Annotated in this window: 11 protein-coding genes; 6 read left to right on the forward strand and 5 right to left on the reverse strand. The window is 48.4% G+C overall.

Going from position 1 to position 11,875, the window contains the following annotated elements:
• Window positions 1-150 precede the first annotated feature (150 nt).
• Window positions 151-1,053 (forward strand): 30S ribosomal protein S6--L-glutamate ligase, encoded by a 903-nt coding sequence (gene rimK, locus J3U76_RS04210; RefSeq protein WP_208004599.1) that lies wholly within the window; start codon window positions 151-153, stop codon window positions 1,051-1,053.
• 734 nt (window positions 1,054-1,787) lie between these two features.
• Here rimK and kdsA read toward each other — a convergent pair.
• From kdsA to hemA, 5 genes are read right to left on the reverse strand one after another with little or no spacing between them, the layout of a single operon-like run.
• Window positions 1,788-2,636: a 3-deoxy-8-phosphooctulonate synthase gene (gene kdsA / locus J3U76_RS04215; protein WP_208004600.1), complete on the reverse strand. Its 849-nt coding sequence runs from the start codon at window positions 2,634-2,636 to the stop codon at window positions 1,788-1,790.
• Between the two features lie 9 nt (window positions 2,637-2,645).
• Window positions 2,646-3,458, reverse strand: coding sequence for a SirB1 family protein (locus tag J3U76_RS04220; RefSeq protein WP_208004601.1), 813 nt, complete (start codon window positions 3,456-3,458; stop codon window positions 2,646-2,648).
• The gene (prmC, locus tag J3U76_RS04225; RefSeq protein ID WP_208004602.1) at window positions 3,452-4,294 is read right to left on the reverse strand and encodes a peptide chain release factor N(5)-glutamine methyltransferase; all 843 of its coding nucleotides are present in this window, start codon (window positions 4,292-4,294) and stop codon (window positions 3,452-3,454) included. The genes J3U76_RS04220 and prmC overlap by 7 nt, the downstream gene beginning before the upstream one ends.
• Entirely contained in the window at window positions 4,294-5,379 is a 1,086-nt protein-coding gene (gene prfA / locus J3U76_RS04230) for a peptide chain release factor 1 (protein ID WP_208004603.1), read from the reverse strand. Before prfA ends, prmC begins: the two co-directional genes overlap by 1 nt.
• Before the next feature lie 23 nt (window positions 5,380-5,402).
• Window positions 5,403-6,662: a glutamyl-tRNA reductase gene (gene hemA, locus J3U76_RS04235; protein WP_208004604.1), complete on the reverse strand. Its 1,260-nt coding sequence runs from the start codon at window positions 6,660-6,662 to the stop codon at window positions 5,403-5,405.
• A gap of 122 nt (window positions 6,663-6,784) precedes the next feature.
• On the opposite strand from hemA, the gene lolB reads away from it, so the two are divergent.
• From lolB to pth, 5 genes are all read left to right on the forward strand, one after another.
• Window positions 6,785-7,360 (forward strand): lipoprotein insertase outer membrane protein LolB, encoded by a 576-nt coding sequence (lolB, locus tag J3U76_RS04240; protein WP_208004605.1) that lies wholly within the window; start codon window positions 6,785-6,787, stop codon window positions 7,358-7,360.
• A 422-nt stretch (window positions 7,361-7,782) separates the two neighbouring features.
• Complete coding sequence (ispE, locus tag J3U76_RS04245) at window positions 7,783-8,637, forward strand: 4-(cytidine 5'-diphospho)-2-C-methyl-D-erythritol kinase (protein ID WP_208004606.1); 855 nt, start codon at window positions 7,783-7,785, stop codon at window positions 8,635-8,637.
• 256 nt (window positions 8,638-8,893) lie between these two features.
• Window positions 8,894-9,841, forward strand: a complete 948-nt coding sequence (locus J3U76_RS04250; protein ID WP_208004607.1) for a ribose-phosphate diphosphokinase — start codon at window positions 8,894-8,896, stop codon at window positions 9,839-9,841.
• A gap of 131 nt (window positions 9,842-9,972) precedes the next feature.
• Window positions 9,973-10,701 (forward strand): sulfite exporter TauE/SafE family protein, encoded by a 729-nt coding sequence (locus tag J3U76_RS04255; RefSeq protein WP_208004608.1) that lies wholly within the window; start codon window positions 9,973-9,975, stop codon window positions 10,699-10,701.
• Between the two features lie 528 nt (window positions 10,702-11,229).
• Entirely contained in the window at window positions 11,230-11,826 is a 597-nt protein-coding gene (pth, locus tag J3U76_RS04260; protein WP_208004609.1) for an aminoacyl-tRNA hydrolase, read from the forward strand.
• Window positions 11,827-11,875 lie beyond the last annotated feature (49 nt).

Here is an 11,875-nt window from a genome sequence, read left to right on the forward strand (position 1 = left end):
GACTAGATTAAGACTAATCCAATTTTTTTATGCTGACGCAGTGTTTTTTTATTGACGTAAATGGCGAGGTTGGCGTACATAGTGCGTTTAATATCACGACTACCCTCGCTGTACTTCACTTTTCCCCTAGCTAAAAGAGATCCTTTACCGATGAAAATAGCGATTCTGTCTCGTAATGCCAACTTATACTCTACCCGCCGCCTACGTGAGGCGGCACAAGCGCGTGGCCATGAAGTACATATTATTGATGCCTTAAAATGTTATATGAACATTAATGACAATAAGCCCAGCATTCATTATCAGGGTAGTGAGCTTGAACACTTTGACGCCATTATTCCGCGCATTGGCGCCAGCGTGACCTTTTATGGCTGCGCCGTATTACGCCAGTTTGAAATGATGCATTGTTATTCACTTAATCACTCAGCAGCGATTAGCCGCTCTCGCGACAAGTTGCGCTCGCTGCAATTATTATCTGGCCAAGGAGTAGGTATGCCCGTTACGGGATTTGCCTGTAAGCCCGATGATGTGCCCGATTTAATTGACATGGTGGGTGGCGCCCCCTTGGTCATTAAACTATTAGAAGGCACGCAAGGCATAGGCGTGGTATTGGCCGAAACCCGTAAGGCTGCCGAAAGCGTGCTAGAAGCTTTTATGGGGTTAAAAACCAATATTATGGTGCAAGAATTTATTGAAGAAGCCGGCGGGGCTGATATTCGCTGCTTTGTGTTAGGCGATAAGGTGATTGCCGCCATGAAACGCCAAGCAAAAGAAGGGGAATTTCGCTCTAATTTACACCGTGGAGGGGCTGCACAATTAATTAAAATTACCCCTGAAGAGCGTAAAACCGCAGTGGCTTCAGCCAAGGCCATGGGTTTGAGTGTGGCTGGGGTTGATTTGCTGCGCTCTAAGCGTGGGCCCTTAGTGATGGAGGTCAACTCCTCCCCAGGCTTACAGGGCATTGAAGTGGCAACCGGTAAAGACGTGGCCGATTTAATGATCCAACATATAGAAAATAACTATCACAAAAGATTTAAAACACGAGAGCGCGGTTAATGATTGCTCCTTTTGAACTAGCAGGAGAACGACACTTATAAACTCTGCTCCCTACGCTCGCTTTAATCAGTTTTCTTTATCTCACCCCCTTTACACCTCACCCTTTACAAACTTTATCCCTATTGTTCCGTGGGTTTAGTGTTATTCCGTGGCAAAAATGTCTGACAAACAAAAGACTAAAGATATTTGCAACGAAATCCGCTAAACCCACGAAAAGATCAACATAACAGCGAAGAACCTCTAATGGTAAGAGCAAAGGCTTTAAAGCTGTTAAAGCGGCTTCTACCAGTAAGGTAAAGCGGAGTGGCTGAGATAAACCTGTGAGGTAAAGATAGCTGGAAGCCTGAAGCCGAAAGCTAAGCCAAAACACTGCGGTACTTTTATTTTCGGTTTTACTTCCGGCTTCTAGCTTCAAGCTTATTGCTGTCTGTTAAATGGATTGCCGCGTCGCTGCGCTCCTCGCAATGACGGCGAAGAGCAGCGCTCGGCACCAAGCTTAACCCCGGTCATTGCGAGGTACGAAGCAATCCATTTCAAACCAAGGCGCTACGTCTAACGCTGACCGCTTTACGTTAAAAGAAAACACCGGTTTTGTTTTTGTACCGCGCTCGGCGTAAAGCGTATAGAAAGCTTAAAGCTGGAAGCCGAAAGCTAAGCCAAAACACTGCGGTACTTTTATTTTCGGTTTTACTTCCGGCTTCTAGCTTCAAGCTTATTACTGTTTGTTAAATGGGTTAGTTAGCGGTGTCGAGTGGGGCGAAGCTTTTTACTAGCTCGTCTAATGCTTTCAGTTGCGCTAAAAAGGGTTCGAGTTTGGCTAGCGGTAAGGCGCTGGGGCCGTCGCATTTGGCATTGGCTGGGTCGGGGTGGGCTTCTAAAAATAAACCGCCAAGACCGGTGGCTAAGCCGGCACGGGCTAAGTCTACTATTTGCTCACGACGTCCGCCCGAGGCTGCACCTGAAGGATCACGACACTGCAGGGCATGAGTCACGTCAAAAATAATGGGCGCGCCTTGGGTAATTTTTTTCATCACCCCTAGCCCCAACATATCTACCACTAGGTTGTCGTAACCAAAGTTGGCGCCGCGTTCGCACAGCATGAGTTTGTCGTTACCGCACTCGATAAATTTATCGACAATGTTTTTCATTTGATCGGGGCTTAAAAACTGCGGTTTTTTAATGTTAATCACCCTATCGGTTTTGGCCATGGCGGCCACTAAATCCGTCTGGCGCGCTAAAAAAGCAGGCAGTTGGATCACATCGGCAACTTCTGCCACTGTTGCTGCTTGGTGTGGTTCGTGCAAGTCGGTAATAATGGGCACCTTAAAGGTGTCTTTTACTTCTTGTAGCAGCTTCATGCCCTCATCTAAGCCTGGGCCACGGTAAGAATGAATAGAAGAGCGGTTGGCTTTATCCCAGCTGGCTTTAAACACATAAGGGATGCCCAGCTTTTCGGTCACCTTAACGTAGTGCTCGCAGGCCTGCAGGGCAAGATCGCGAGACTCTAAAACGTTGATGCCCCCAAACAACACAAAAGGCTGATCGTTGGCCACTGGAATGTGATTAATATGCACAGTTTTCATTATGCTTCCTTAATGAAGGGTTTGGGGAATTGAGTCTAGCGCCAGCATTTGCACTTTTAGCACATCAGACACCGGATCGTCTGGGCATTGCTCAATAAAATACTCAAAGTCTTCGCTGGCCAATTGGTGACAGTCGAGTTGTTGATATAAGAAGCCCCTGTCTCGGCGCTCAAAAGGACAGTCCGGCTTTAATTTTAATAACAGCTCGCAACACATCAGCGCTTGTTCTAACTGCTGGTGATGAATAAAAGCCCCTTTGGAGACGTTTAATAGTCGAGTGAGGATCTCGCTGGGCGAGACCTGTGCTAAATGCACGGGCTTAAGGGTGGCAAGGTTACCTCTGGCACCGCGCAGCATCAGCTTCATTTTGTCGCGGGTTAAGGCTTTACCCGTAAAAGGGTCGATTATCTCGCTGTGCTCACCCTCGCCAATTCGCACTAAGAAATGGCCCGGAAAACCAATGCCCTCGGCATGAATATTAAAACGTTCACACAAATATAAAAGTACAATGGCCAGTGTGACCGGAATACCGCGACGACGGCTCAACACCTCGCTGATAACGCAGTTATCAACCGAGAAAAAGCGTTCCCAGTCACCGGCAAAACCTAATGGACCAAAAACAGCGGCCAATAAGTCATGGCCGGTTATTTGCTCTTGTTCGGCAAAATGACGGGCCAACTCTTGTTCGAGAGCAAACAAGGCCACTTCAGCTTGATCGCGCTCGGCTAAGCCATACAGGCTTTCCACTACATCTAGCGCCAGCGTCATGGCACTGGCAGGCTCGTCATTTAACCAAGTATCACTAATGTTAGTTTTTAGCATTGTGTCTCTCCTGGCCACTGAGCCAGCGTAATACGTTCTTGGTCGCCGTAATCTCGCAGGGTGTGGATATGTTGATAGCCTTTGGCTGCAAAATAATCTCGCACCAAGGCGCCCTGCTGCCAGCCATGCTCTAATAACACGTAGCCATTGGCCACCAAGTAATGGGGGGCGTGAGTAATAATATGTTGTAAGTCGGCCATGCCGCCCTGCTCGGCAATCAGCGCAGAGTCGGGCTCAAAGCGCACATCCCCTAAGTCTAAATGCACATCTTGAGCATCGATATAAGGCGGGTTAGACACAATCATAGTTACCCGCAGCCCCGCTAAGGGCTCAAACCAACTGCCTTGGCGCACTTCTACTGCCAAACCTAAACGTTCGCTGTTAAGTCGGGCTAAGTTGGCAGCTTTGGCATTAAACTCCACGCCAATAAGGGTGTCTTGTGGGCGCTCACTTTTTAGCGCCAAGGCAATGGCACCCGTGCCTGTGCCTAAATCGACCACAGTGGCCGGTGCTTGCGGCAAACGAGCCAATGCCGCCTCTATCATAAGCTCGGTATCGGGCCTTGGGATCAGGGTATCGGGAGAGACGGCGATAGGCAGCGACCAAAACTCTCGCTCGCCGGTTAAGTGTGCTACCGGCTCGCCCACTTGGCGACGAGCGGTCAGGGCTGTTATTTGGGCTTGCTCAGCCTCATTGAGCTCATAGTCTGGCCAAGCAATTAAAAAGCTTAATGGCTTGGCCAGTACATGGCACAACAACACATCTGTGTCTAAGTGGGCTGACTCTGAGTTAACCAGCTGCTCTCGCATCCAGTGGCGCCATTGTGCAAGTGTCATTAGTGCTCTGCCAAAGACGCCAGCAAATCGGCCTGATGTTCTTGCAAAATAGGTTCAGACAGCATTTCAAGCTCGCCTTCTAATACCTCATGCAACCGATATAGCGTTAAGTTAATGCGGTGATCCGACACTCGCCCCTGAGGATAGTTATAGGTACGAATACGGTCTGAACGGTCACCTGAACTTAATAAGTTACGGCGAGTATCTTGCTCTTCGGCATGGCGCTTTTCTTCTTCTATTTGCGCTAGACGCGAGTTTAATACCGTCATGGCTTGGGCACGGTTTTTATGTTGTGAGCGGCCATCTTGACATTCCACCACCACACCGGTTGGCAAGTGGGTAATACGAATAGCGGAGTCGGTTTTGTTCACGTGCTGACCACCGGCCCCCGAGGCTCTAAAGGTATCCACTCTTAAATCGGCTGGGTTAATGACAATGGCTTCGGCTTCTGGAATTTCAGGCATGACCGCCACAGAACACGCCGAGGTATGCACTCGCCCTTGTGATTCGGTTTCGGGCACCCGCTGTACTCGGTGGCCACCAGACTCAAATTTGAGTTTGCCGTACACACCGGTGCCGGTAATGTGGGCAATTAATTCTTTATAACCGCCGTGTTCGCCTTCGTGCACACTAATAATTTCTATCTGCCAACGTTGTTGCTCGGCATAGCGGCTGTACATGCGAAATAAGTCACCGGCAAAAATGGCCGCTTCATCACCGCCGGCCCCGGCTCTTATTTCTAAGAAGCAGTTATTGTCGTCGTTAGGGTCTTTAGGCAGTAACAGCACTTGCAGCTCGCTACCCAGGGCTTCAATGTCGGCTTGGGCGGTGGCAATTTCTTCTTCTGCCATGGCCTGCATCTCGGCATCGTCTTCGCCTAGCATTTCTTGCGCCGCGGCTAAGTCGGCTTCTGCTTGTCGGTAGCGCGCATAACAGGCGACGACGTCTTCTAATTGGGCATATTCTTTGGTGAGGGTGCGATATTGGTCTTGATCATTGATCACAGAGGCTTCACTTAGCAGCGCTTCTATTTCTTCGTGACGCTCCTGTAGCCCTTCCAGTTTTTTTAATATGGATTTATTCATGGTGTCTCGCCGGTGTGGCTCAATCAGTGTTGACCCAGTTTAAGATTATTGGCTAATACGGTAAGCATATCTTGATCACCGTTTTGGCCTGCTTGGTTCAACGCTTGAGTAGGAGTATGGATCAGTTTATTGGTAAGGCGACGGGCTAAACGTTGCATAACCTGTGCGCTGTCTTTGCCCTGTGCCAACGCCTGTAGCGCAAGCGCTAATTCTTGTTGCTGCAACAGCTCGGCTTGGCTGCGATAATCGACTATCAGCTTCACCGATTCGAGTGAACGAAACCACGCCATAAAATGATCGCGCTCTTCTTCTATGATCACTTCTGCTTGAGTTGCCGCTTGCTGGCGGGTTGCCATATTTTGCTCAATAATGCCTTGTAAATCATCCACTGTATAAAGATAAGCATCATTTAGCTCATCCACTTCAGCTTCTATATCACGAGGAACGGCAATATCGACCAACAAAATAGGTTGCTGGCGGCGTGCTTTTAACGCCCGCTCCACCAAGCCTTTACCAATAATCGGCAAAGGGCTGGCGGTGGAGCTGATCACAATATCGGCCTTGGGCAAATAATCGGGAATTTGCTCTAGGGTTATCACATCGCCATTAAACTCTTGCGCTAAGTTTTGTGCCCGCTCAAGGGTGCGGTTAGCCACCGTCATATCGGTTACCGACTGCTCTTTTAAATGGCGTGCCACTAACTCTATGGTTTCGCCCGCCCCCACCAGTAATACCCGTGTGCGGCCTAAATCAGAAAAAATACGTTTGGCTAAACTCACGGCGGCAAAGGCCACCGATACCGCACTACTCCCAATTTCGGTTTCGGTGCGTACTCGCTTGGCCACAGAAAAGGTTTTTTGCAATAACCTATCGAGCACGCCATTTAGGCTGCCTACTTTTTGCGATTGGTTATAAGCCAGTTTCATTTGCCCTAAAATTTGCGGCTCGCCCAGCACTAATGAGTCTAGCCCACAGGCAACACGCATAATGTGGCGCACGGTTTCTTCACCATGATATTGATATAAACAGGCATTAAGCTCTTGTTCATCAAGTTGGTGAAAGTCTTGCAGCCAGGTTTTTACCAAACGACTATCGCTATTAGGGTCGAGATGACAATACAGCTCGGTGCGATTACAGGTAGACAAAATCACCGCTTCTTCTACGCCTGAGATACGCACTAGCTCCTGCAATGCCCGAGGGGCAATTTCAGGTCCAAATGCTACCTTCTCGCGGAGGGCGACGGAAGCTGTCTTATGATTAATTCCTAGTACCAGCAGGCTCATGAGGGTTTTGCGCGGCTCGTTGCATCTTTCAAATAGCCTTACATTGTACGAGAAAGAGTAAGGCTTTAAAAGGCACCAAACTTAGCCTTATACTGACAACACATTTTAAGGGGGATTGAGACGTGCGCATTATACTAATGATGATTGCCTTGTTGTGGCTCTCGGGTTGTGCTTATAAAGCAGAACGTGCCCCTGCGGGCAGCTGGCAAGCTCAAAAAACGACACTTCAACAATTACACACTTGGCAACTGTCTGCCAAGCTTGGCATTATTACGCCCGACGAGCGCGGCAGCTTAAGTTTATTTTGGCGACAAAACAGTGATGACTACCGGATGAACCTGACCAATGTGGTGGGTAAACGGGTATTTGATCTTACTCGTCGTGGCCAAGATGTGCAGTTAACAGATAGCAAAGGCCAGCTTCATCAAGCCGATAATGCCCGCGAGTTAGTATGGCGCCTTACCGGCTGGAATTTACCGGTGGAGCAATTGTCGTATTGGATAAAAGGCCTACCCGGTGACGGCGATAAAGTGACCTACGACGAACACGGCCGCCCCCAAACTATTCACGCTCATGGTTGGCAGTTACGTTATTTAGGCTATACCCAAATTGACGGTTTATGGTTACCAAGCCGATTAGATCTCACCCATAATGACACCAAACTACGCCTAGCCATTAGCCAGTGGGAACGGGGGTAAAAGCTGAAAGCTGAAAGCTGGAAGCTGGAAGCTGGAAGGGCAATGTTGAATTTTGAATTTTGAATGTTGAATTAAGGTCAAAAGACCAAGACTTTTTGCCACGGAATACACGGATATGATTTGTAAAGGGTGAGGGGTTATCTTAGCCAGTCCGCTTTACTGTTACTGGCACGCAATGACCCAAATGTTGTCATTGCGAGGAGTACCGCGACGCGGCAATCTATGTAACAGGGGACTAGGGAGTGGTGAATAGGGAATAGTCACTGAAAGACAAGTGATGTGTTCTAATCACTAGTCCCTAATCACCCATCCCAGCAACCCAGGTTGGCTAGGGTACGGGCCTGAATGATGGATTGCTTCGTACCTCGCAATGACCGAGGGTAAGCTCGGCGCTGCCCTTACTTTCTTTTAGAGACTTAACTATGTTCACATTACCGGCTCCGGCTAAGCTTAATTTGTTTTTATCTATTATTGGTCGGCGTGATGATGGCTACCACAATCTGCAAAGCTTATTTCAGTTTGTGGATTATGGTGATGCGCTAACTTTTTCGGCTGCCCCAGCTCATGAGCTTACACTGACTCCCACACTGGATGGGGTTTTACCTGAGCAAAATTTAATTATTAAAGCCGCGCGTTTGTTACAAAAGCACACTGGCTGCACGCAAGGGGCGAAAATTCATTTAACGAAACGTTTACCTATGGGTGGCGGTTTGGGCGGTGGTTCTAGTGATGCGGCCACCACCTTAGTGGCGCTCAATCGTTTGTGGCAGCTTAAATTAAGCACAGATACGCTAACCGAGCTGGGGGTAAGCTTGGGGGCAGACGTGCCTGTCTTTGTAAGGGGTTATGCGGCTTTTGCCGAAGGAGTAGGCGAGCAATTAACGCCGGCTTTTCCGGATGAGCCCTGGTATTTAATCTTGTGCCCTGCCGTTGAAGTCGCCACTACCACTATTTTTAACGACCCCGAACTAGTACGTAACAGCAAAGCGTTAAGCTTACAACAATGGCTTAATACCCCTTGGCATAACGATTGTGAGGCCTTGGTCAAAAAGCGTTACCCCGAGGTTGCCAAGCTCATTCGCTGGTTGCTAGAATATGCGCCGTCAAGAATGACGGGCACAGGCGCCTGTATTTTCGCCAGTTTTAACAGCCAACAAGCGGCTGAAGAAGTGCTTGCGAAGGCCCCAGTGGGGGTGCTGGGTTTTGTTGCTAAAGGCTGCAACCAGTCACCTTTGTTTAGTGCACTAGCTGAGCTAGACACCCAGCCATTACCTTAAGTTAGCGCTTTAGGTACGCCGTTTTATACGACAATTTAAGCAGTTATTATGAGTCGTCATAAGCACAATAAGCTCACTCTTTTGTTGCTTAGCATAAGAGTTAATTGACTACTTAGTGTACAAGCAGGATGATAGTTGCAGTACACTGTAATAAATGAATTTAAAACGGGCTGGATAGCGAATGTGTTTTCGTGATCACGGGTTCACGGCCCCGTCCAGTCTCGCCACCCATGAAACAATCCCGAGGTTTTCAACCGTGCCCGACATGAAGCTGTTTGCTGGTAATGCAACGCCGGAACTTGCCCAACGTATCGCCGACCGTCTTTTTATTAAACTAAGTGCTGCCGATGTAGGTCGCTTTAGTGATGGTGAAATTAGCGTACAAATTAACGAAAATGTACGGGGCGGTGATGTGTTTATCATCCAGTCGACCTGTGCACCGACTAACGATAACCTAATGGAACTGATTGTGATGGTGGATGCGCTACGCCGAGCTTCTGCCGGTCGTATCACAGCCGTTATTCCCTACTTTGGTTATGCTCGCCAAGACCGCCGCGTTCGCTCTTCTCGTGTTCCTATTACCGCTAAGGTAGTGGCAGACTTTTTGTCTAGCGTAGGTGTAGACCGCGTATTAACCGTAGACTTGCACGCTGAGCAAATTCAAGGCTTCTTTGATGTGCCAGTAGATAATGCCTTTGGTACCCCTGTACTACTAGAAGATATGCTGTCTAAAGGCTTGCAAGATGCTGTGGTAGTGTCGCCCGATATTGGTGGCGTGGTGCGTGCTCGTGCCGTGGCTAAACTGTTGGATGAGACCGAAATTGCCATTATCGACAAACGTCGCCCACGCGCAAACGTGTCTCAGGTAATGAACCTAATTGGCGACGTTGAAGGCCGCGACTGCGTGATTGTTGATGACATGATTGATACCGGTGGCACCTTGTGTAAAGCCGCTGAAGCACTAAAAGAGCGTGGTGCTAAGCGTGTTTATGCTTATGCGACACACGCTGTGTTCTCGGGTAGTGCTTATGAAAACATTAAAGATTCTGTGATTGATGAAGTGATCATCACCGACTCTGTACCATTAAGCGAAGAAATGAAAACCTTGAGCAAAGTGAAGCAATTGACCTTGTCACCTATGCTGGCCGAAGCAATTCGCCGTATTAGTAACGAAGAGTCTATTTCAGCTATGTTTGAAGGTTAAGCTACCCGCTACGCTTAATGTTGAATGAAAAACTTGACTAAAAAGCCCCGATACCTGCACTGGTATCGGGGCTTTGTTTTTACGTATCGCGTACGGCGTTTAGCGATAAGCGTGTTTAATAAAGGTGAGTGATGTTTGAATTATTGGGCTGGTCGTTATTGGCTGGGGTGGTTAATGCCCTTGCGGGGGGCGGCTTGTTCTTTACCCTGCCTGCCCTATTGGCATTGGGTATTCCCAGTACCTCGGCGGTGGCCACGGCGAGTGTTGCCTCTTGGCCCGGTTACGTTAGTGCCTATTGGAGCATTAGACAGCAGTTGCAAACCGGCCCTTGGTTAGCCTTAACCTGTATTGGCCTATTAGGCGGGGGCTTAGGTGCCTTGGCCTTGGTGCAATTTGATGCCAGCCACTTTAACTATTTAGTGCCTTGGTTACTGCTTACCGTAAGCCTGCTTTATGCCCGCCAATTATTAAGTAAAGCCGGCTTTGAAGGCCCCTTAGTATTGCGCCGTCGTGGCTGGCCTTTGCTGTTAAGCGGCAGCTTTTATGGCGGTTTTTTTGGCGGTGGCTTAGGGGTGTTGCTGATGGCCATCACTGGCCAGTTACGCATGGGATCTAACCTGCAGCAGCATGCGATTAAGCTGTATCTGTCGATGCTGGCCAGCGGGGCCACCATAGTGGTGTATTCACTGTCGGGGTTGGTGTATTGGCAAGGGGGAATGGTACTCGCCTTGGGGTATTTGGTTGGTGGAAAAGTGGGCGCTAAGGTGATCACTAAAATTAACCCTAAGCTTCTTGCTTGGCTGATTGTTACTTTTGGTGTCGTACTCAGTGGCTATTATTTTGCGAAGTTTTATTTGTAAATAAAAGTCGGAAAAGCTTAGCGCCAAGCTTAAGGCTTTCCAAGATTTGGGTCATTGCGAGGCACGAAGCAATCCATTCCAAAAAAGAATGCTACGTCTAACGCGGTGCGCCTTACGTTAAATAAACACTATTTTTTCGTCGCGTTCTACGTAAAGCGTAGAGAAAGCCGGAAGCTGAGAGCAGGAAGCGGTAAGCTAAGCAAAAACACAGAGGCATTTTTGTTTTTACTTCCGGCTTCTAGCTTCAAGCTTATTACTATCTGTTAACTGGATTGCCGCGTCGCTACGCTCCTCGCAATGACCCCTGTGTTGTCATTGCGAGGCACGAAGCAATCCATTGCAAAAGAGAACGCTACGTCTAAAGCGGTAGGCCTTACGTTAGGTTTGGTGGTTACGTCAGGCGTATGACGTAAAGCGTAGAGCTGTTTAATACTATTATACGGCTTTGATTATGACTAAGGTGGCCATTATTGCTGCCGTTAATTAGAATGTAGCGTAATTTTTTATTGGCCAAGTCGGTTTATGTCTATGGATGCTATCAAATTGATTGTTGGGCTCGGTAATCCGGGACCAGAATATGCGCCGACGCGCCACAATGCCGGTGCTTGGTATGTGGCCGAGCTTGCTCGCATGCACGGCGTGTCGCTAAAAGAAGAAGCCAAATTTTTTGGCTGGACGGGACGGGTGCGTATTAAAGGCCACGATGTGCGCTTGTTAATACCCAGCACTTTTATGAACCGCTCAGGAAAAGCCGTATCGGCTATGGCCAATTTTTATCAAATTGCGCCAGAAGAAATCTTAATCGCGCATGACGAGCTCGATTTAAGCCCGGGCATAGTTCGCTTTAAGCAAGGCGGCGGTCATGGTGGTCATAATGGCTTGCGCGACTCTATTAGTTGTTTGGGCAATAATAAAAACTTTTATCGACTGCGCATTGGTATTGGTCATCCTGGCCATAAGTCTCAGGTGGCGGGTTTTGTATTAACCAAAGCGCCGGCCAGCGAACACGCACTGCTTGAAGACGCAGTAGATGAAGCGACGCGCTGCACCGATATTTTATATAATGATGGCATTAACAAGGCCATGAATCGTCTGCACTCTTTTAACGCCGACGCTAAACAATAATTTTTCGCGCGCTTGAGTTATCACTCTTAGCGCGCATTTTTAGTTATCA

Source organism: Oceanisphaera pacifica (assembly GCF_017498065.1).
Taxonomy (GTDB): domain Bacteria; phylum Pseudomonadota; class Gammaproteobacteria; order Enterobacterales; family Aeromonadaceae; genus Oceanimonas; species Oceanimonas pacifica.

Coding starts and splice junctions, on each gene's coding strand:
- rimK (WP_208004599.1), top strand. CDS start 151: ATGAAAATAGCGATTCTGTCTCGTAATGCCAACTTATACTCTACCCGC.
- kdsA (WP_208004600.1), bottom strand. CDS start 2,636: ATGAAAACTGTGCATATTAATCACATTCCAGTGGCCAACGATCAGCCT.
- J3U76_RS04220 (WP_208004601.1), bottom strand. CDS start 3,458: ATGCTAAAAACTAACATTAGTGATACTTGGTTAAATGACGAGCCTGCC.
- prmC (WP_208004602.1), bottom strand. CDS start 4,294: ATGACACTTGCACAATGGCGCCACTGGATGCGAGAGCAGCTGGTTAAC.
- prfA (WP_208004603.1), bottom strand. CDS start 5,379: ATGAATAAATCCATATTAAAAAAACTGGAAGGGCTACAGGAGCGTCAC.
- hemA (WP_208004604.1), bottom strand. CDS start 6,662: ATGAGCCTGCTGGTACTAGGAATTAATCATAAGACAGCTTCCGTCGCC.
- ispE (WP_208004606.1), top strand. CDS start 7,783: ATGTTCACATTACCGGCTCCGGCTAAGCTTAATTTGTTTTTATCTATT.
- J3U76_RS04255 (WP_208004608.1), top strand. CDS start 9,973: ATGTTTGAATTATTGGGCTGGTCGTTATTGGCTGGGGTGGTTAATGCC.
- pth (WP_208004609.1), top strand. CDS start 11,230: ATGGATGCTATCAAATTGATTGTTGGGCTCGGTAATCCGGGACCAGAA.